This window comes from Cytobacillus firmus (assembly GCF_023657595.1).
Classification (GTDB): domain Bacteria; phylum Bacillota; class Bacilli; order Bacillales; family Cytobacillaceae; genus Cytobacillus; species Cytobacillus firmus_B.
The window spans coordinates 3,659,251-3,680,265 of record NZ_CP098323.1 but is presented as its reverse complement, the minus strand read 5'-3'; the positions used below and the strand labels follow the sequence as shown (position 1 = coordinate 3,680,265).

21 protein-coding genes and 1 pseudogene are annotated in these 21,015 nt (G+C 40.7%); 17 read left to right on the top strand and 5 right to left on the bottom strand.

What is annotated here, in order from left to right:
* Positions 1–110 precede the first annotated feature (110 nt).
* Positions 111–575 carry a DUF4190 domain-containing protein gene (locus tag NAF01_RS18670; protein ID WP_197213443.1) on the top strand — a complete coding sequence of 155 codons (465 nt, stop codon included), beginning with the start codon at positions 111–113 and terminating at the stop codon, positions 573–575.
* Between the two features lie 76 nt (positions 576–651).
* On the opposite strand, the gene ispG is transcribed toward NAF01_RS18670, so the two are convergent.
* The 3 genes from ispG to NAF01_RS18655 form a co-directional block, all read right to left on the bottom strand.
* Complete coding sequence (gene ispG, locus NAF01_RS18665) at positions 652–1,764, bottom strand: flavodoxin-dependent (E)-4-hydroxy-3-methylbut-2-enyl-diphosphate synthase (RefSeq protein ID WP_174749694.1); 1,113 nt, start codon at positions 1,762–1,764, stop codon at positions 652–654.
* Positions 1,765–1,881: 117 nt separating this feature from the next.
* Positions 1,882–2,211: a hypothetical protein gene (locus tag NAF01_RS18660; RefSeq protein WP_197213444.1), complete on the bottom strand. Its 330-nt coding sequence runs from the start codon at positions 2,209–2,211 to the stop codon at positions 1,882–1,884.
* A 147-nt stretch (positions 2,212–2,358) separates the two neighbouring features.
* Complete coding sequence (locus tag NAF01_RS18655; RefSeq protein WP_250800958.1) at positions 2,359–3,129, bottom strand: DUF1189 domain-containing protein; 771 nt, start codon at positions 3,127–3,129, stop codon at positions 2,359–2,361.
* A gap of 266 nt (positions 3,130–3,395) precedes the next feature.
* Between NAF01_RS18655 and NAF01_RS18650 the strand changes: the two genes are divergently transcribed.
* The 10 genes and pseudogenes from NAF01_RS18650 (at position 3,396) to phoU (ending at position 15,003) form a co-directional block, all read left to right on the top strand.
* The gene (locus NAF01_RS18650; RefSeq protein WP_206763077.1) at positions 3,396–5,003 is read left to right on the top strand and encodes a Na/Pi cotransporter family protein; all 1,608 of its coding nucleotides are present in this window, start codon (positions 3,396–3,398) and stop codon (positions 5,001–5,003) included.
* Between the two features lie 61 nt (positions 5,004–5,064).
* Positions 5,065–5,547: a DUF456 domain-containing protein gene (locus tag NAF01_RS18645; protein ID WP_197208265.1), complete on the top strand. Its 483-nt coding sequence runs from the start codon at positions 5,065–5,067 to the stop codon at positions 5,545–5,547.
* Positions 5,548–6,028: 481 nt separating this feature from the next.
* The gene (locus tag NAF01_RS18640; RefSeq protein ID WP_035332705.1) at positions 6,029–6,637 is read left to right on the top strand and encodes a superoxide dismutase; all 609 of its coding nucleotides are present in this window, start codon (positions 6,029–6,031) and stop codon (positions 6,635–6,637) included.
* Between the two features lie 146 nt (positions 6,638–6,783).
* A complete protein-coding gene (locus tag NAF01_RS18635; protein WP_048011133.1) occupies positions 6,784–8,001 on the top strand; it encodes an MFS transporter in 1,218 nt (405 codons plus the stop codon).
* Positions 8,002–8,175: 174 nt separating this feature from the next.
* Positions 8,176–10,317 (top strand): peptidoglycan D,D-transpeptidase FtsI family protein, encoded by a 2,142-nt coding sequence (locus tag NAF01_RS18630; RefSeq protein WP_434964688.1) that lies wholly within the window; start codon positions 8,176–8,178, stop codon positions 10,315–10,317.
* Positions 10,318–10,535: 218 nt separating this feature from the next.
* Positions 10,536–11,495, top strand: a complete 960-nt coding sequence (locus NAF01_RS18625; RefSeq protein ID WP_222497750.1) for a PstS family phosphate ABC transporter substrate-binding protein — start codon at positions 10,536–10,538, stop codon at positions 11,493–11,495.
* Positions 11,496–11,599: 104 nt separating this feature from the next.
* Entirely contained in the window at positions 11,600–12,556 is a 957-nt protein-coding gene (gene pstC, locus NAF01_RS18620; RefSeq protein ID WP_048011130.1) for a phosphate ABC transporter permease subunit PstC, read from the top strand.
* On the top strand, positions 12,556–13,440 hold the full coding sequence (gene pstA, locus NAF01_RS18615) for a phosphate ABC transporter permease PstA (RefSeq protein WP_048011129.1): 885 nt from the start codon (positions 12,556–12,558) through the stop codon (positions 13,438–13,440). Before pstC ends, pstA begins: the two co-directional genes overlap by 1 nt.
* A 90-nt stretch (positions 13,441–13,530) precedes the next feature.
* Positions 13,531–14,286, top strand: a pseudogene (gene pstB / locus NAF01_RS18610) (phosphate ABC transporter ATP-binding protein PstB); the annotation flags it as partial.
* Positions 14,287–14,343: 57 nt separating this feature from the next.
* Positions 14,344–15,003, top strand: a complete 660-nt coding sequence (gene phoU, locus NAF01_RS18605; RefSeq protein ID WP_048011127.1) for a phosphate signaling complex protein PhoU — start codon at positions 14,344–14,346, stop codon at positions 15,001–15,003.
* Positions 15,004–15,560: 557 nt separating this feature from the next.
* On the opposite strand, the gene NAF01_RS18600 is transcribed toward phoU, so the two are convergent.
* Entirely contained in the window at positions 15,561–16,043 is a 483-nt protein-coding gene (locus NAF01_RS18600; RefSeq protein WP_222497752.1) for an MltG/YceG/YrrL family protein, read from the bottom strand.
* Positions 16,036–16,428: a hypothetical protein gene (locus NAF01_RS18595; RefSeq protein WP_222497754.1), complete on the bottom strand. Its 393-nt coding sequence runs from the start codon at positions 16,426–16,428 to the stop codon at positions 16,036–16,038. Before NAF01_RS18595 ends, NAF01_RS18600 begins: the two co-directional genes overlap by 8 nt.
* Positions 16,429–16,745: 317 nt before the next feature.
* Here NAF01_RS18595 and NAF01_RS18590 point away from each other — a divergent pair, with 317 nt between their 5' ends.
* The 6 genes from NAF01_RS18590 to NAF01_RS18565 all read left to right on the top strand — a co-directional run bounded on the left by NAF01_RS18590 (position 16,746) and on the right by NAF01_RS18565 (position 20,987).
* Complete coding sequence (locus tag NAF01_RS18590; protein WP_231594034.1) at positions 16,746–17,375, top strand: DUF4912 domain-containing protein; 630 nt, start codon at positions 16,746–16,748, stop codon at positions 17,373–17,375.
* Positions 17,372–18,607 (top strand): glycosyltransferase family 4 protein, encoded by a 1,236-nt coding sequence (locus NAF01_RS18585; protein WP_250800956.1) that lies wholly within the window; start codon positions 17,372–17,374, stop codon positions 18,605–18,607. The genes NAF01_RS18590 and NAF01_RS18585 overlap by 4 nt, the downstream gene beginning before the upstream one ends.
* Positions 18,608–18,665: 58 nt before the next feature.
* Complete coding sequence (locus tag NAF01_RS18580; RefSeq protein ID WP_048011123.1) at positions 18,666–19,307, top strand: hypothetical protein; 642 nt, start codon at positions 18,666–18,668, stop codon at positions 19,305–19,307.
* 77 nt (positions 19,308–19,384) lie between these two features.
* On the top strand, positions 19,385–19,534 hold the full coding sequence (rpmG, locus tag NAF01_RS18575; protein WP_053434400.1) for a 50S ribosomal protein L33: 150 nt from the start codon (positions 19,385–19,387) through the stop codon (positions 19,532–19,534).
* A gap of 105 nt (positions 19,535–19,639) precedes the next feature.
* On the top strand, positions 19,640–20,206 hold the full coding sequence (locus NAF01_RS18570; RefSeq protein WP_222497755.1) for a 5-formyltetrahydrofolate cyclo-ligase: 567 nt from the start codon (positions 19,640–19,642) through the stop codon (positions 20,204–20,206).
* On the top strand, positions 20,199–20,987 hold the full coding sequence (locus tag NAF01_RS18565; protein ID WP_222497756.1) for a DUF92 domain-containing protein: 789 nt from the start codon (positions 20,199–20,201) through the stop codon (positions 20,985–20,987). The genes NAF01_RS18570 and NAF01_RS18565 overlap by 8 nt, the downstream gene beginning before the upstream one ends.
* Positions 20,988–21,015 lie beyond the last annotated feature (28 nt).

Below are 21,015 nucleotides of genomic sequence, written 5' to 3'. Positions count from 1 at the left end.
AGGTTTGACAGTTAAACATTAACATCTTAAAAAAGCCTTTTATCGCAAACACTATAAATGCTCCATTAAGCAATATTTTTTTAGGAACACAGCAAAGAAAGAGAGGGATCATGATGGCAGACCAAGATCGCACCAATGAAGAGTATGACCTCCGATACAGTGAGCGAATTGGTGAAGCAGGTGCAGCAGATTATTCAGAAGAAGCTGCTGCAGAAATAGCGGCGCCGGGTGTCTATGACAGGTCGCTTGATCGGGATGAGGAAATCGAAGAAGAGGCAGTTCAGGCAAATTATTCTGAGGAAACCTCTGCAGAAATAGCAGCGCCAGGTGTCTACAATAGATCATTGGACAGGGATGAAGAGAATGAAACCGCTGCAGCCGGCAGAGGAGTCGGTTATGCAGCCCTGGCACTTTCCATTTTATCTTTGTTTGTGCTGCCGGTTCTTTTTGGAGCAACAGGAATTGTCCTTGGTTTTATCGCAAGAAGAAGGGGTTCAGAAAGCCTTGGGGGCTGGGCGATTGCCATAGGAGCGATTTCCATTATTGTCGGTATGTTTATACTGCCGTTTTTTTAGAAAATAACAAAAAAGCCTGGTTTCCAAATATAATTTGGTGCCAGGCTTTTCTGTTTAATTTATCGTGCGGTTCTTTCTATGGCTGCAGGCTTTCTGACTGTGCTTTTTCTTCTTCCTGTTTTGCAAAATATTCTTCAGCGATTTTGTCGATTTCAATCTTAAGTTCCTCGACCATCGTTTCTTCCGGAACCTTCCTTACAATCTGGCCTTTGCGGAACAGAAGACCTTCTCCACGGGCGCCGGCAATGCCGATATCAGCTTCCCTGGCTTCACCAGGTCCGTTAACCGCACAGCCTAATACAGCAACCTTAATGGGCGCTTTAATTTTTTGAATATATTCTTCCACTTCATTAGCAATACTGATTAAGTCAATCTCAATCCGTCCGCATGTTGGACAGGAGATCAGTGTGGCAGCATTGGAGGATAAGCCAAACACTTTAAGAAGTTCGCGGGCAACCTTGACTTCTTCAACCGGGTCTGCACTCAATGAAATTCTTAATGTGTTTCCAATGCCTTTGCTTAATATTGCCCCGAGTCCGGCAGCACTTTTCACAGTACCGGCAAAAAGTGTACCTGATTCTGTTATACCCAAATGAAGAGGGTAGTCAAAAGCTTGTGAAGCTTTCTCATATGCTTCAATGGCCAAGTTCACATCGGAAGCCTTCATAGAAACGATGATGTCATGGAAATCAAGGTCTTCTAAGATTTTGATATGATGCAGGGCGCTTTCAACCATGCCATCTGCTGTAGGGTATCCATATTTCTCGAGGATTCTTTTCTCAAGAGAACCTGCATTTACCCCAATCCGGATAGGTATACCTTTTGCTTTGGCAGCCTTGACGACTGCTTCCACTTTTTCACGTTTACCTATATTTCCGGGATTAATGCGGATTTTATCTGCTCCGCCCTCGATAGCCTTTAGAGCCAGCTTGTAATCGAAGTGGATATCAACAACAAGCGGTATGTTAATTTGTCTTTTAATATCTGCTATGGCATTTGCAGCTCTTTCATCTGGGCAAGCAACACGTACGATCTGACAGCCTGCTTCTTCCAGCCTTTTAATTTCGGCAACAGTTGCTTCAACATCATGTGTTTTTGTTGTGGTCATGCTCTGGATGAACAGCTCATTGCTTCCGCCAATTGTTAAAGGCCCAACTTTTACAGGCCTTGTTTTCGTGCGATGTATAATTTCACTCAATGGAGATTCGCTCCTTTTTATCTATTCATATAACAGCTGAATAGTACGCTGTTAGAGAAGGTCCACTCTATTGTATCAATGAACCGCTGATATTGACAAGAATGATGATTAGTTGTCCTGACTATATTTTGGGAATCTATAGGTTTCACCGGATTTTATTTCTTCTGGCTGCATTCCATTGTTCAATTCCGAGAAGTCAGATACCACCTGGTCTATGCCAACCGGAATTGGCCCATCAAGGTTTAGTTCAATTATTGAAAGAACTGTCTCTCCCGGATTGACCTTTTTCTCAAAAAACCCTGCTTCTGTTTCTGCAGATGGAATTGTGCTGGCCTCCATAGACGGGTTTTGCCCAGCTGGGAGTGTACCATGATTCAGGTCATAAAAAATTACGTAAATTACAAGGACTGAAAGCAATACTCCCGCGAGTTTCTTCATATTGGACAAACCTCCTGCAAATAGCATGTTTACCCAATATGTATGCTTGTCCTATCGGTCTTAGAACAACAAAAGATCTTTTTTATTATTCTGCAGACATAAGAGAATTATTTTAATGCAAAATAAAAAACGCGCTGGGTGCACGTTTTATTTTGGGTTATGAGCAGGAACTTCCCTAATGGCCAGCAGAAGAATAATAAGGGAAACAAGCCAGTTAATAATTGCCCCGTTTTGCACGGTGGTTTGCAGGGCTGACATGATAGCAAAGAAAATGGTTGGCAAAGTAATACTGTAGGCAGACATGCGCCATAACTGGCGGTATTCCAGTTTTTTGGCAAGAGCTTTTTTAATTAGAAGACCTGCCAGTGCTAAAATAGATATCTCAATAAATCGAATGGCCGCTGCAAAAATATAAATGACAATCCCTATTAAGGGAATAATAATCGGCATAAGGGATTCTGCAGAAGCAAGGAACTCGGAAAGATCACTTTTGGAAATTGTGCCGCCCGACAGCATCAAGTATGGATATGTCTGTTCCTGTCCTTCTGCACGTATGTAGACTTCATTTGTCAATAAAGCAATCGTATTGCCGCTTTCGGTTAGAACTGAAGGGTCAACTGCACCAGTCGAATCAACAATGATTGTAAAGTCATCCTTGCTGATGGTAACTGGTGCTTTTTCATCTGTGTAAAGCTGTCCATTTTTTATTTCAAAATTGGGTAATTGATTATCAATGGTTTCATCAATAGCATTGAAGCCATTTATGATTCCTGCCCCTGAATAAAATACGGTTGGCAATACTGACAGCAGGGTAAGGAAAAACACATACAAAATCGTCTTGCCTATTCCCTGATGCCTGAATAAAGCAATATCTTTAGGAGAAAACAAACTTTTATAAAACTGAACAAAAATATTCATTTGCACACACCCTTTTTGAGATTCACATTCTTATTTTAGCCAAATTCCAAGGAGTTACAAGGGAAATACTCTTTTCGTATTAAAGCAATACTTCTTCTGTTTTTGTAACGAAACTGTAACATTAGGGGCCAATGTTAAGGAATTGTAAATTTGGCTCTGATTATATTTACTTTTATCTTGAATAACATTAATAATTGTATGGGGTTTGATGAATCATGTCGAATAAATTATAGGGGTTGAAAATTGTGGAACTAAATGTTCAGCAAATGCTTTTTGAATTTTTTGGGGGACTTGGTATTTTCCTTTATGGAATCAAGTTCATGGGTGACGGGCTCCAAAAATCAGCTGGTGACCGGCTGAGAGATTTATTAGATCGTTTTACGACAAATCCGCTAATGGGGGTATTGGCGGGTGTACTTGTCACCATCCTTATACAAAGCAGCTCTGCAACTACTGTAATTACAGTTGGGTTAGTATCAGCCGGGTTCATGACTTTGCGCCAGGCGATAGGTGTAATTATGGGGGCTAATATAGGAACTACAGTTACTGCATTCATCATTGGGATTGATATCGGGGAGTATGCTCTGCCGATCATTGCTTTAGGCTCAATTCTATTATTTTTCTTTAAAAAACAGAAAATCCACAATATCGGGCAAATTGTTTTTGGATTTGGTGCGTTATTTTACGGACTGGAATTAATGAGCGGAGGAATGAAGCCTCTCCGCACATTGGAATCTTTCCATGACTTGACCGTCAGCATGAGTTCAAATCCAATTCTGGGTGTAGTTGTCGGAACTGTGTTTACAGTTATTGTTCAGAGCTCGAGTGCCACAATCGGTATACTTCAAGGCTTGTTTTCTGAAGAACTGATCAATCTGGATGCTGCACTGCCCGTTCTGTTTGGAGATAATATTGGTACAACCATTACAGCGGTTTTAGCTGCTATTGGTGCTTCTGTTGCTGCAAGAAGAGCTGCAGCTGTACACGTAATGTTTAATTTAATTGGTACAACCATTTTCTTGATTTTATTAAAGCCTTTTACATTCCTAGTTGAAACTCTGCAGGGTAAAATGGATTTAAATCCTGAAATGACAATTGCCTTTGCACATGGAATTTTTAATGCGTCTAATACAATTATTCAGCTTCCATTTGTAGCTGTACTGGCTTGGATCGTGACCAAGCTAATTCCGGGTGAAGATGCGGTTGCTGATTATAAAGCAAAGCATTTGGATCCTATGTTTATTGAACAATCACCATCAATTGCACTTGGACAAGCTAAGGAAGAAGTGCTCCGTATGGGAACATTCTCTTTACGCGGACTTGAAGAAACGGTTCAGTATTTAAAAACAGGCAATCAAAAACATTCTGATACTGCATACCAGTTAGAAGATGCAATCAATAACCTTGACCGTAAAATTACAGATTATTTGATTAAGCTCTCTACAAGCTCACTTTCTGCAAATGAATCTGCTGAGCACACAATGCTGATGGATACGGTAAGAGATATTGAGCGTATCGGTGACCATTTCGAAAATGTAATAGAACTTATTGATTATAAACAGGCAAATAAAGTGTCCATTACTGATTCAGCCATGGCAGATCTGGAGCAAATGTTCAAATTAACCATTTCCACCGTGAAAGAAGCTATGCAGGCACTGGATCATAATGATAAAATTGCTGCAGAGCATGTTGTAAAAAAAGAAGAAGAGATTGACAAGATGGAAAGAAAGCTCCGCAAACAGCACATTCTTCGATTGAATGAAGGAGCCTGCACTGGACAGGCCGGCATTGTGTATGTCGACATTGTCAGCAACCTGGAGCGTATCGGTGATCACGCTGTGAATATTGCTGAAGCTGTTTTAGGGGAAGAATAAGTGGTAAAATAAGCAAGGGATAATCCCTTGCTTATTTTATTTTAATGAAGGGGTGCTGAAATTGGATATAGTTTATTGGACACTGATTATTCTGTTGTTTATTATCGCTTTTGCGGGTCTGGTTTTTCCAATTATACCAAGTGTGCTGTTTTTGCTGGGCGGTTTTATCCTTTATGGAGTCCTTTTTTCTTTTGAACCGTTTAACTGGCTATTTTGGACGATTCAGGGGCTGTTTGTTCTCCTGCTGTTTGGAGCTGATTACGTAGCCAATATGATTGGCGTGAAAAAATATGGCGGTTCAAAAGCTGGTGTATGGGGAAGTACAATCGGCCTTTTAGCTGGCCCATTTGTCATACCTGTACTGGGAATCCTGATTGGCCCATTTCTTGGAGCGGTTATTGCTGAACTTGCAGTTAACAGGACAAACTTTAATGATGCATTAAAGATTGGATTTGGATCTGTAATAGGATTTGTCAGCAGCGCAGCAGCCAAAGCGGTGATCCAGGGAGTTATGATTATTTATTTTCTTTTTGTGGTTCTTTAAATAAGGCTGTTTTCGCAAGGTTTGTTGCTTTTTATATATTATTTACTGAGTTGATTGCAGCGGAAGGTGCGATACTCGAAAATGCATTCGCATATTCTTCGTGCGGTGTTTACTCAAGGGGGTTTTTTCAATGTCCTTCGGGAGCAGCGGGACAGGTGAGACCCGGCAGACGCAAAGCGTCGGGGAGGCTCACAGCCCGCCCCGCAGTCGCTGAGCAGCCTGGAGCGGAAATCAACGGATAACATTGTTGGCGAAAAACAACTATTTATACGAAAGAGACTTAAATTAGCAAGCTCCTGCGGATTAAAAAATACTAATTTGGATAATGTATATATGTAGCAAAGCATTTTATTTGAAACAAAAATCCAACTTTGGTAATCTTAATCTAAAGACCTTAGAAACATTATAAAATCTGAATTTTATAAATGATTGAATTGTTTCGGGGGCTGACCAAATCATATACATAGGGAGGAATTTTATTATGGCATTCGAATTACCGCAATTACCTTACGCTTACGATGCATTGGAACCAAACATCGACAAAGAAACGATGAATATCCACCATACAAAGCATCACAATACTTATGTAACAAACCTTAATAATGCGTTAGAAGGGAACGAAGAGCTTCTTTCTAAAACTGTTGAAGAAGTGGTATCCAACCTGGATGCTGTTCCTGAAGCTGCCCGTACTGCTGTACGCAACAACGGCGGCGGTCATGCAAACCATTCTCTTTTCTGGCAGATCATTTCTCCTAATGGCGGCGGAGAGCCAACAGGTGAATTAGCAGATGCCATCAGCAGCAAATTCGGAAGCTATGACAGCTTCAAAGAAGAGTTCGCTAAGGCGGCTACAACTCGCTTTGGTTCAGGCTGGGCATGGCTTGCAGTAAACAATGGTGAACTTGAAGTAACAAGCACACCTAATCAGGATTCACCATTAATGGAAGGCAAGACTCCAATCCTTGGCCTTGACGTTTGGGAGCATGCTTACTACTTAAAATACCAAAACCGCCGTCCTGAATACATCAATTCTTTCTGGAATGTTGTTAACTGGGATGAGGTTTCTAAGCGTTACAGCGCTGCAAAATAATAAATCAAACAGCACGGCAGATTATATCTGCCGTGTTTTTCTTTTTACATTGAATTTGCGGCGGTTCTTGCGCAAATTTCTAAATCATTGCATAACCGCAGTGGCTTTGTAGGAGACTACCCTTAGAACCAAAGGGGAGTTTTTTTATGAGCAGATTTAAAAAACTGATCGGTGATGTCGATTTAACAAAAGATTTAACATTGCTATTATTTATTGGCGGGCTGTATTCTTTAAGTGCTGCCCTTTCAAACACGTTTGTAAATATCTATCTCTGGAAGCAGTCTGGTGAGTTCAGTGATCTGGCTTTGTATAACCTGGCCATTGTTGTTCTGCAGCCTTTGACTTTTATTCTGGCGGGGAGATGGGCGAAGAAGATTGACCGTGTCATAGTACTGAGAATCGGTGTGATTTTTTTAGCCCTTTTTTATCTGACCGTACTGTTTATTGGAACAAACGCCTCGAACTTCTTATTGCTTCTTGGTGCTCTGCTGGGGGTAGGGTATGGGTTCTACTGGCTTGCTTTCAATGTACTCACTTTTGAAATAACTGAGCCGGAGAATCGGGATTTCTTTAATGGCTTCCTTGGAATACTAACATCCGTTGGGGGTATGATTGGCCCGATAGCAGCGGGTTTCATTATTTCAAGGATGGAAAAGTTCACCGGCTATTCCGTTATCTTCGGAATTTCCCTGACTCTTTTCTCAATAGCTGTCTTTTTAAGCTTCTTTCTTAAAAGGCGGCCGGCAGATGGAAGGTATTTATTTAAAAGAATTCTTGCAGAACGAAAAAACAGCCTGAATTGGCGCATGATTACAAATGCCCACTTTTTTCAGGGGCTCAGAGAAGGAACCTTTATATTTGTCATATCAGTTTATGTCTTTATTTCAACTGGCAGTGAATTGGCTCTTGGCACATACGGTTTGGTCAACTCAAGTATATCTTTTTTAGGGTATTATCTTGTGTCAAGACTCTTGAAAAAAGAGTATCGGAAAAGAGCCATACTGATCGGCGGATTATTACTATATGCGGCCATATTCTTTATTGTATTTGATGTCACCTATCCAAAGCTGCTGATGTATGCAGCCGCGATTGCTGTAGCGTATCCGCTCTTGCTTGTGCCTTATATCTCATTAACCTATGACGTCATTGGCAGAGGGTGGAAGGCTGCGGAGATGAGGATTGAATATATTGTCGTCAGGGAAATCTTTTTAAATGCAGGACGTATAGTATCGATTTTAAGTTTTTTAGCTGCGGTAACTTTTTTTCAGGAAGAAAAAAGCATCCCTATTCTTCTCCTGATAATAGGAGCCGGACATTCAGTCATTTATTTTTTCGTCAGAAAAATTCAATTTCAGTCTGCATGAGAGAGGAAATCCTCTCTCTTTTTTTTACCAATAAAATTATCTTTGTCGAAAAAGGGTTCTTTATAGAATTTATTGTTATTTTCTTTTAGAATGGGATTATGAGACTTTTTTAAAGGAAGTGTGCGTAATTTGAATAGGAAGAAAAAGAAGACCCATGTTCCTTTCCGTCTGAATATGCTCTTCTTTGCTGTGTTTTTATTGTTTTCTATGCTGATCCTCCGGCTTGGGATGGTTCAGATTGTTTATGGCGATGATTATAAGCGTGAGATTGAAAGAACGGAAGATGTTACAGTCAACAGTCCTGTGCCAAGAGGTAAAATGTTTGACCGAAATGGACAGGTTATTGTCGATAATACCCCGCAAAATGCCATCACTTATACTAATAATGGGTACAAGCAGGATGAAATGCTTGAGGTGGCAGAAAAGCTGGCCAAGCTGATAGACAAAGATACCAAAAAGGTTCAGGAACGCGATAAGAAAGATTACTGGATCATGAAGAATCCTGAAAAGGCAGAAGAAAAGGTTACTAAAAAAGATAAAGAAGAACTTGAAAAGAAGTATGAGGGTAAGGAAAAGGAGCTGGATAAGGCCCTATATCAGCTCACTTTGGATCGGATTACAGAAGAGGAATTAAGTGAATTGACAAAAGACGATCTTGAAGTTCTTGCTATCTATAGAGAATTTACAAGCGGATATGCTTTAACACCCCAAATCGTTAAGAATAAAAAAGTAACACCTGAGGAATTTGCAGTTGTCAGTGAAAATCTGCAGCTTTTACCAGGTGTTGATACAACAACCGACTGGGAAAGATATTATGCCTTTGGAGATACTTTGAAATCAGTGCTTGGAAAAGTAACAAGCTCTGATGAAGGTCTTCCGGCTGAACAGATTGAATACTATATGGCACGTGACTACAGCCGTAATGACCGTGTAGGAAAAAGTTACATTGAGATGCAATATGAAGAAGTACTCCACGGGCAAAAGGCAAAAGTGAAAAATATTACGGACAAAGCCGGGAATGTCCTTGAAACTATTCCCATTACAGATGGTCAAAGAGGCAAGGACCTTGTGCTGAGCATTGATATGGATCTTCAGAAGGAAGTTGAGAAAATCATTGAAGAGGAATTGCGTAAAGCCAAGGCATCATCCGGAACTTCATTACTGGACAGGGCTTATGTGGTACTGATGGACCCGCATACTGGAGAAGTTCTTTCAATGGCCGGCAAAAAGATTGTAAAGGATAAAGACACAGGCCAATCCGAAATGCAGGATGATGCATTAGGCAACATCACGACTACTTATAATGTCGGTTCAGCTGTGAAGGGTGCTACAATACTTACCGGTTATAAAACGGGGGCTATTAATCCCGGAACCGTTTTTTATGATCGTCCTTTAAAAATCAAAGGAACACCGGTAAAAAAATCCTGGAGAAACTTCGGCCCTTTAAATGATATCAATGCTCTTAAATTTTCCTCCAACGTTTATATGTTTGAAACTGTCATCAATATAGGCGGGGGGAAATATGAGTTCGAGAAGCCTTTATGGATAGATAAAAAAGCGTTTAGTACTGTAAGGGAATCCTTCGCTCAATTCGGTCTTGGCGTTCGGACCGGGATTGATTTGCCTAATGAGCAAACGGGATTTAAAGGAATGAGTGCATTGCCTGGTTTCATGCTTGACCTTTCGATTGGACAGTACGACACCTATTCCAACATGCAGCTTGCCCAATATGTGTCTGTCATTGCCAATGGCGGCAATAGGATGGAGCCTCATATTGTAAAAGAAATCCGTGAGCCATTAATGGAAAATAATGAACTTGGCCCTATTGTTCAGGAAATGGAGCCAAAGGTTCTTAATAGGGTTGAACTTGAAGATGGCTGGATGGACCGTGTCCAGGAAGGCTTCCGCAGAGTCATGCAGGAAAAAGGCGGTACAGGTTATTCTTATTTTGCCGGCAAAGAGTATAAACCGGCGGGTAAAACAGGTACAGCAGAGGCCTTTTATGATGGACCCGAGCGCAGCAAATTTGGAAAAGAGCCTCCTGAGGTCATGAATCTCAGCCTTGTTGGCTATGCACCATCAGAGAATCCCGAGATTGCCATGGCTGTTTTAGTTCCATGGGCCTATCAGGGAAGCGTGGACCACGGAGCGAATAAAAAAATTGGCGAACGTGTTCTGGATGCTTACTTTGAGCTTAAAAAGGAGCGTCACAAGAAAGGCAGCGACAGCAAAGAGTCTGTTCAAAAAGTGGAAAATATCGATGAAGTAATTGAAGGGCAGGAAGATGCCCGCAAAGAAAATGAAGAAAATGAATAAGCTTGATGGACTGTCTCCCTATTTAAACGGGAGACAGTTTTTTTTGTCTTAGTATCTTTGATATCTAAATATAACGTTATACCTCTAATTCGACATATTTACACAAGAATTGCTGACATTTACAAAAGCTTTACAATCAGTTAAAACCGCGTTAACAGTCAACCCTTATTCTAAATGCGTAGGACAAAACAACCAAATTTCTTAGGGGGAATTCAGGAATGAAACGTCTTAAAAAAATGAGTCTTTTACTAATGCTATCAGCCGTAATGGCATTCACTGCAGCATGCGGAGGCGAAGAAGGCACCAGCGCAAATGGAGATAACAATGAAGCACTGGAAGGCAGTGTGGTCATAGATGGTTCTGGTACAGTTTATCCATTTATGGCACGCATGGCTGAAAATTATATGGGAGAACAGGAAAATGTCTCTGTAGAAGTCAGCCGCTCCGGAACTTCAGCTGGCTTTAAGAAATTCCTTGCCGAAGACGGAACAGATTTTAACGACGCTTCCCGCCAAATTAAAGATGAGGAGAAAGCTTCCGCTGAAGATCTTGGCATTGATGTACAGGAAATGAAGGTAGCTTTAGACGGTATCACAATCGTAATTAACAAAGAAAATGAATGGGCTAAAGAGCTTACACAGCAGGAAGTTGTTGATATCTTCCTTGCAAGTGCAGGAAAGAAAAAATGGTCGGATGTTCGCCCTGATTTCCCGGATGAAGAAATTCAAACATATGGTCCAAATGAAAACCACGGCACTTACGAATTTATGTTTGAGAATATTCTCGACGAACAGGATCTTCCTGAAAATATCAATCTGCAGCAGGATTACTCAACTTTAGTGGATCTTGTATCTAAAGATAAAAATGCTATCGGATTCTTTGGCTATGGTTACTATGACAGCAACAAAGATAAATTGTCTGCAGTAAAAGTAGACTTTGGCAACGGGCCTGTTGAACCATCATTAGACACAATCAAAGAAGACGGAGATTATGCTCCATTTACTCGCCCGGTATTCACATATTTGAATACAAATATGGCTAAAGAAAAGCCTCAAGTTCTTGATTATGCTATCTATACAATGGAAAATGCACAGGATGTTGCAGCAGAAACTGGATTCGCACCATTATCAGACGAAGATATCCAAGCTTCTCTGGATGCTTTGAACGGATTGAAATAAAGAAGTTTTGTTATGAGAAGATGAGAGGTTTGCATTCTCATCTTCTTGTGATGTTCATGTAAAGAGTTCTTCTTTGGATGAGAAGGCTGAAAGGGGTTTTTCACTTGGCTAAAAGTTCTGTTCAACACGGTAACAAAACGCTGAATGTACGAGAAATCATTCAGCAAAAGAAAAAATCTCGAAGTGTCAATAATTACACAGAAAAATTAATACCGAAAATATTATTCGGCATCGCAGCAATTTCAGTTCTTACCACTATTGGAATTGTACTTACATTAATTACGGAAACAATCGCCTTTTTTAAAGACGTTTCTTTTATAGATTTCTTTACAGGCACTCAATTAAAGCCTTTAGGTGAAAATGCTGTCTTTGGTGTTCTGCCTTTATTGACGGGAACCATCATTTCGACTTTAATAGCTATGCTGGTTGCGATTCCAGTAGGACTGATGACAGCCATATTTTTAAGTGAATACGCATCAGAAAAAACAAGAAAGGCATTAAAGCCTCTTCTTGAAATACTGGCAGGTATTCCTACCATTGTTTATGGATTTTTTGCTTTTACGTTTGTAACACCTTTATTAAGATCTTTTATTCCTGGTCTTGAACCAACAAATATATTAAGCCCCGGGATTGTAATGGGAATCATGATTATCCCAATGGTAGCTTCCCTTTCTGAAGATGCAATGAGTTCTGTACCAAATGCGATGAGGGAGGGTGCTCTTGCACTGGGGGCAACAAAGCTTGAGGTAACCTGGAAAGTGGTAGTACCAGCAGCAATTTCGGGTATCATTGCTTCGTTTGTATTAGGAATTTCCAGAGCAATCGGGGAAACGATGATCGTCACCATTGCGAGCGGAAGTTCGAAAAATTTTACTTTTGATGTTACACAGTCCATGCAGACTATGACTGCTTATATTGTGGAAGTAACAGGCGGGGAAGCAGCCGCAGGAACAACCTTATATTATAGCCTTTACGCTGTTGCAATGACATTGTTTGTGTTTACGTTAATAATGAACCTTCTTGCTCAGTATATCTCTCGCAGGTTTAGGGAGGAATATTAATGAAATATGTAGATACAGAACAAGTGCATAAAAAAATGGGCAGCCGCCTGCTTGCCAATAACCTGGCTAAAACACTATTCTTTTTGGCCACTTTATTCGGTCTGGTTGTATTAATTGTATTAATCTATCGGGTCCTCGCTGATGGTTTAAGCTGGATCAATATGGATTTTCTGATGAATCGCTTATCAACAGATCCTGAAAGGGCTGGAATCTGGGGAGCCATAACAGGAACATTTTGGCTGATGCTTGTAGTTGCTCCTGTAACGATGATTCTTGGAGTAGGCACAGCAATTTACCTTGAAGAATATGCAGCCAAGGGCCGCGTTTCTTCATTTATTAAGACGAACATTTCCAACCTGGCGGGCGTTCCGTCAGTTGTTTTTGGAATCCTTGGATTAACTGTTTTTGCAAGAGCGTTAGATTTGGGTTCTGTAGTTCTCGCAGGAGGACTCACGATGGCACTGCTTGTTCTTCCTGTTGTAGTAGTTGCCAGCCAGGAAGCAATCCGTGCTGTTCCCCAATTTCTAAGAGAAGCCTCTTACGGAATGGGAGCAACAAAGTGGCAAACGATTAAAAATGTAGTACTTCCAGCAGCATTACCTGGAATCCTTACGGGGGTTATTCTTGCATTATCGCGGGCAATAGGCGAAACAGCGCCATTGGTTGTTATTGGAATACCGGCTTTGTTAATTCCCGTTCCTGATGGAATCTTTGATAAATTTACGATTTTGCCGGTACAGATTTATTATTGGACAATCGACTCTGCTCTAGTAGCAGAATATGCAAACCTGGCAGCTGCAACAATTGTGATATTATTAATTGTTTTATTCGTGATGAACTCAATAGCCATCTTAATTCGGAACAAGTTCCAAAAAAGATATTAGCCTGGGAGGTTTTCTAAAATGCCTGTTGTGACAGAAAAAACAAATCCAAATATAAAAAAAGAAAGCATAGCTCCAAATTCAGCAGAAAACAAAAAAGTTGTTTATAATACAAAAGATCTTAACCTTTGGTATGGTGAAGGCCATGCTTTAAAAAATATAAATTTAGCCATCAATGAAAATGAAGTAACGGCAATTATCGGACCATCAGGATGCGGTAAGTCCACATATATTAAAACGCTGAACCGCATGGTTGAACTTGTGCCTTCAGTAAGAATTTCCGGAGAAATCTTATACCGGGAGCGAAATATTCTTGATAAATCATTTAAAGTGGAGGATTTAAGAACAAATGTGGGGATGGTTTTTCAAAAGCCAAATCCATTTCCAAAGTCCATTTATGAAAATGTAGCCTATGGACCGAAAATTCATGGTATCCGCGATAAAAAAATCCTTGATGAGATTGTTGAGAAAAGTTTGAGGGGTGCCGCCATCTGGGACGAAGTTAAAGATCGCCTGAATCAGAATGCGTATGGCCTATCAGGCGGGCAGCAGCAGCGACTTTGCATTGCACGCTGTCTTGCAATTGAACCGGATGTCATCTTAATGGATGAGCCTACATCTGCACTTGACCCTATCTCTACCCTAAAAGTAGAGGAGCTGGTGCAGGAGCTTAAGGAAGAATTCAGTATTATCATCGTTACTCATAATATGCAGCAGGCAGCCCGTATTTCTGATAAAACAGCTTTCTTCTTAAACGGTGAAGTAATCGAGTTTGCCGATACGGATAAGATATTCTCTACCCCTTCAGATAAGCGGACTGAAGATTATATCACCGGACGATTCGGTTAATCGAATGATTATGAAAGAATACAAGCATTATTATATGGATGAAGGGGGATTACATTGATGGCAGTACGTGAAAGGTTTGACTATGATCTTCAGGAGCTTCAAAAAATGCTTATAGAAATTGGCAATTTTGCAATAGAGGCCCTGCATAGATCAGTTGAAGCACTTGAAACCCAAAACATTGAATTGGCACTTGAAATCATTGATGACGACAATCAGGCTGATATTCTGTATGAGGAAATAAATGATTTAGCCATTCTGCTAATTGCAAAACAACAGCCAGTGGCTATTGACCTCCGCCGCATCATTGTGGCTATAAAAATCGCAACAGACATTGAACGAATTGCAGACTTTGGAGTGAATATTGCAAAGTCCACCATACGGATTGGGTCAGAGCCGCTAATTAAGCCGATTGAACATATAAAGAAAATGTATGAAATTTCAACTGAAATGCTGCGTCTATCACTGGAAGCTTTCACTGAAGAAGATACTGCAAAAGCCAAAAAAGTTGCCGATATGGATGATCAGGTCGATGACCTCTATGGTGAAACCATTAAAGAGCTGCTGCAAATTAATCTGCAGAAACCGGAATACCTTCCGCAGATCACCCAGCTTTCATTTATTTGCCGTTATTTAGAAAGAGCAGCTGACCATGTTACGAATATTTCAGAGCATATTTTTTATTTGGTTAAAGGACGCCAGTATGATTTAAATAATTAACAAGAAAAGCGGAAGCGCCTGGTTCACGAGGAATGCAGACTAAGGTCGCCACGTCCTGTGGCGGCAACGTCTGCATGACCCGCATCCTCCCAAAAGCTGTCGCTTTTGGTCGTGCGATGTTTATGCTGACGAAGTCTTCCTTGTCCTGCGGGCCACAAGCACAAGACGAGCGTTGCGGAAAGGCGTTTTTTGCCTTTTTGGGAGGATTGCCCGAAATGTGTAGGCGACTGCCCAGGGACGACAGGCATAAGACGGTTCCTGTAAGAAGGCGTTTTTCCTTCTGAAAGGAAACGGCTTATGACCCCGAGTTCCTAGGAGCCGCAACTAGACAAGCTTGTGACCTCGAGGGGGTAGGCGCTGGAGCTAGACAAGAAAGCGGAAGCGCCTTGTTCACCCCCGACAAGCACAAGACGAGCCTCGCGGAAAGGCGTTTTTTGCCTTTTTGGGAGGATTGGCTTGTGACCTCGAGGGGGTAGGCGCTGGAGCTAGACAAGAAAGCGGAAGCGCCTTGCCATAAAGGAGCTGCAGTAAAAAAAGCTAAAAGGAATCTTAACCTTTTAGCTTTTTGTTATGATTTTAGCAATTTCTTTATAGCTCATATTATGGGTCAGTTCAAATGTGCCCAGCTGTATTTTTTTGCTGTACCCGTATTCCTCCAGGTAATTGCCGAAGTCTGCTGCCTGGTCGATTACACTCGATTTTTCAAGCAGTGACGCGATTTCCCCGGGTGTCATGCCGCTCTCAATGGTAAGCTGATAGACTTTCTGAGACTCTTCTTCCTGCTCCGTATTTTTCTCAGCAGGTTCTTCTTTTACTTCCTTATTCTCGTTTTGGTCTTTAGCGTCCTTCTGCTGCAGGAGAGTATATTCTTCGTTTGTTAATACAGTGTAGCCGTGTGCCTGCAGGAAGTTTTTTGCGCTGTTTTCATCGATTGTTCTATTTTCAGTATGCTCCGGTTTATTCAAAAAGTAGGCTGTGCCAAAGGCTATGACAGCAATAAGGATGCCAAATGCAAATGCCCTGGTATTTCTTTTATACATGGCTATGGCCCCTAAATTTCATTTCTGTTTGGATGGTCCTTACTTCATCAGGAGAGAGTGAAGATTGTCTTGCAATTTGTTCTACTGACAGCCCTTGCCTGGTAAGCAGAATCACCTGATTTTTTATTATTTCATGAACTTCCCTTTTTTCTGCAGAATGAATAGAAGGCTCTGCAGGAACGTGCTGAGTAAAGGGTTCATCCGCCACGAGCAGTTCTTCTTCCAATACTTTTAATTTCTTTTTAATTTGATACATTTCCTGGATTTGCTGCATGGACATTTGGTCCATTTCATCGCGCAGCTCTTTATAAGGATCTCTCAAAAACACTGAAAGAATGAATAGCCCTATAGATAAGATCAATAATGACAGTAAGATAGATTCCAATAAAAGTCACCTCTAATTCATTGCACAGAAATATTTTACCATCTAAATTGACAAATTTCGATATATAATCCATAAACAGGTGAAATTTAAAGATAATTGTCGCTGAAGCTCTGTCGAATAAGAAGCTCAGCAAACGTTTTAAAAGTTTTTTCTATTTGAAATCGGGAAGGCATGTGCATTCGCAAGAAGCGACAATTTCTGTTCATTGTAGGCTATCCATATCAGTGATAACATTGAGTTATATAAATAGTCATAAAATTTTGCTTTTTGTCATATAGAACCCTTTTTCTATGAAAATAATTGCAAGAGGTGCCGTCATGATAGATGAAATTATTAAGCTTCGCCGCAGGGGGCTGTCATTCCGTAAAATCGCCAGTAAGCTTGATACAACAGTAGGAAAGGTACAGTACCAGTGGACCAAACTTATCCAAAATAAAGGGAAACGCGACAGCGGGGAGTCTTTAGGGGAAAAATTAATATCTGAAGAAAACATTGTGCAAAATCAATCGAAAGATCATTTGACATTAACACGCTCAAGCGATGATAAGGCAAAAGTATCCTGGAGATTGTCTATTCAGAAGGTGAAGATGCTATCACTATACTTGGACAAGCCTGTATCCTCCTTGAGAAAATCTTTAAGAATCTATGATGTTACCGGGGTTGTTTTTGACGGAGCCAATGCAGTCTGTGATCATGAAGTTATCCTGTCCGATCATTCTGAATGGACCTTTAAAGGGCTCAAACCCGGCAAAGTGTATTGTGTTGAGCTGGGCATTAAAATAACAGATACTCATTTCATCCCGTTACTGCGTTCAGAAGCACTATATACTTCTGAGGAATCACCTTCCCAAGAAAAAAGTGAATCTGAGGTTCAGCCTGCATGGACGGTAAATGTGAGTACATACACCTATTATGAATCAGTGAGTGAAGGAGAAGGAAAAGAATGATGGACTCGGTAACTTCAGAACTAACTAATAATCGTATCATTAATAATAAACCTAAAATCCTTCTTCTTACCTGGGAGTATCCTCCCCATGTAGTAGGCGGTTTATCAAGGCATGTGTATGGACTCGCAGGAGGATTAAAACAGGATTATGAGGTTCATATACTGACTGCTAATCCCGGCACTCTTTCCAGCTATGAACATATAAACGGTATCTATATCCACCGGGTTAAGCCGCTAAATGAAAAAGATCCTAATTTTCTGCACTGGATTTTGGGGTTGAATTTGGCGATGGAGCAAAAAGCCATTGAACTGTCATCCTTCCACCACTTTGAAATCATTCATGCACATGACTGGCTTGTAGGTGCATGCGGCCTGTCCTTAAAGGAGAGCTTGCACTGTCCTTTAATTACAACTATACATGCAACAGAATATGGAAGGAATAATGGGATTTACACAGAATTGCAGAAATTTATCCATACAAAAGAAGAGCAGCTGATCATTGGATCAGATCAGGTTATTGTCTGCAGTGAATATATGAAGGAAGAAGTACTTCAGCAATTTTCAATTGCCAGGGAAAAAATAGCTGTTATCGCAAACGGAATCAGCAAAGAATCACTTCTTGATGATCCTGACAGCTTATTGGAAGGGGTTCCGGTAAAAAAAGGCGGAAGGCTGATATTCTCCATTGGACGGATGGTGAGGGAGAAAGGGTTTGAAACCTTGATTGAGGCAGCGCCTATAATAAAAGAGAAGTATCAGGATGCTTATATAATCGTTGCCGGCAAAGGTCCTATGCTTGAAGCACACAGAAAAAAAGCAAGAGAACTGAAGGTTGATGATGTCATACTTTTTCCGGGATTTATAAATGACATGCAAAGATTAGCTCTCTTTCAGAAGTGCGAAATCGCTGCTTTTCCAAGTTATTATGAGCCATTTGGCATTGTAGCCCTCGAAGCAATGATCACAGGAAAGCCGGCGATCGTTTCCTATACAGGAGGGTTAAAGGGAATTGTTAAACATGAATATTCCGGACTGTTCATGGTTCCAGGAGATCCACACAGCTTCGCAGAGCAGGCTTCCGCTCTTCTTGAGAACCCTAAAGCCGCCGATACAATTGGCAAACAAGGTCAAAAGGTCGCAGAAAGCCTATTCAGCTGGAGACGCATTGCTGATGAAACAAATAGAGTATTTCAAGAAACCCGGATCAGCCGGAAGCTTGAAGATCTGGTGTGATATATTTTACCTGCCATTAAAATGATGTTAAAAAAATTATAGAAAAAGGTGCATAAAGATGAATACATTAAATTGGATTCAATCTGATGTTTATGAAGAAATGGAGAAAGCGCCGATCGGGAAATTGAGGATGATTCCCGGATTATGGATAGACGGGAAAACTTACTGGATGGAAAATGTCAGTAAAGAAATGTTTCCTGATGAAAATATTTCTGTTCAAATTAAAACAGAAAAAATCCACTCTAAAATTTCCTATTTTAGATGCTATATTACGAACCATGCGGACGAGCCCAGAACGATTAAGCTTCTATTGCAGCACAGACATGAGTTTTCTTCCCGTGAACACCTTTCTTTCATTTCTCCCGCAGAAAATGTCATCTTTCATATGGCTGATTCCAAGCTGTTTTTGGTCAATGGCCAGCTAAACGGTAAAAAAATGGAAGAGTGTACGATTCAGCCATACTGGAACATTTTCAGTGACCAAATATGGAACTGCAAAAAGAAGGGAACATTGAAATACCACCCTATGGCCCAAGGGAATGCAATAAGCATCTTCGCACTTAATGCAGTATTTAATGGCAGAGGAACAGCAGAAGGGGAGTCATGGATTATCAACGGAAACAGCAAATCAGAGACGCTTCAGTATAACAGCCTGCTGATAGACAGGGTTAAAGAGGATACTTTTAAAAAAACGTACTAGCATTTCGATTTAAAAAATGATATTATAGAAAAGTCGTATGAACGAACTAGTTTGAACATAGTTTGGAGGGAAATTACATGCGTGTAAACATTACGTTAGCTTGCACAGAATGTGGAGATCGTAACTATATTTCTAAAAAAAATAAACGAAATAATCCAGATCGTCTTGAGCTTAAAAAATATTGCCCAAGAGACAAGCGTTCGACTGCACATCGCGAAACAAAATAAGCGGTAGGATCATTCCTACTGCTTTTTTTGTTGACTTTTTTTATGGGTATCCTTCCCTTTTCTGGATAAATTATTGTTAGCTTTGTAAAAACTGGAGGTTTTTATATGGAAATTGATAAGAAGGTCCTTAGGAAGCAAATGCAGGATCGGATGAAGGAATTGAGCAAGCCTGAGTATGAACAGCTATCCTATCAAATTGCCACAAGCCTTTATAGCACCACTTTATGGAGCCAGGCCAAAACGATAGGAATAACGGTTTCAAAGGCGCCTGAGGCTGATACATGGCAGATCATCAGAAGAGCTTGGGAAGAAGGGAAGAGGGTTGTTGTCCCGAAGTGCATACCTCAATCAAAGCAAATGGAGTTCCGTGAATTGAATAGCTTCATGGATTTGGAGTCAGTATTTTATGGATTATGGGAGCCAAATCCGAAAAAAACGGATGAAGTCCGCAGTGAAGAAATCGATACTTTAATCGTTCCCGGACTGGCATACATGAAAAACGGCTTCCGGCTTGGGTTTGGTGGAGGATATTATGATCGTTTTCTCGAGCATTATAAAGGAAGAACGGTTTCACTGGCTTTTGAAATGCAGGTTATAACCCGCTTTCCAGTGGAAAACCATGACAAGCCGGTGGAAATGATAATTACCGATCAGCAGGTGTGTGATGTTTGAATCCATAGCTATTATTATTTTTATATTGATCACATCCCTGGCCGGATATTATTTCCGATTACTGACCTTTTCAGGCAGTATAGCGGCATTCATTGTGGGTGCGGCAGCAGGCTGGGGATTTGGTTTTTATGGCCTTCTTGTCCTGGGGTTCTTTTTTGCAAGTTCAAGCTTCTGGTCAAAATTTAAAAGCCATAAAAAAAAGGAATTCGAAAATAAGCATGCAAAAGGATCAAGAAGGGATTGGCAGCAGGTTGCTGCAAATGGAGGCATAGCCGCAATTGCCAGCATATTTAATCTGCTGGATCCATCACAGGTTTGGCTGATAATGTTTCTTATCGGACTGGCTGCAGCAAACTCGGATACATGGGCATCAGAAATTGGCTCATTAAGTCAAAAACTCCCCATTTCTCTGAAAACCTGGAGGACAATCGAAACGGGTACTTCCGGTGCTGTCAGCTCTCTCGGGACACTTGCAGCTTTGTCAGGTTCTTTTATAATAGCCCTTCTATCAAATGTGCTGTTTGACATTTCAACTTATGAGGTTTTACTTATTGGAGTTTTTGGGTTTGCAGGAAATTTGATTGATTCTTTATTGGGTGCTTTTTTTCAAGCTGAATACAAGTGCCCGCTATGCAGTTCAATCGTGGAAACTGCACAACATTGCGGGCAGACGGCCTTTTTGATAAAAGGCTGGCATTTTGTAGATAATGATTTTGTTAATTTTTTTTCAGGTTTAGCTTCTGCCTCAGTGGGAATGCTTCTATATATCTTATTGGCATAAAGTAACTTTGCTGTTCTCTACAATTAAG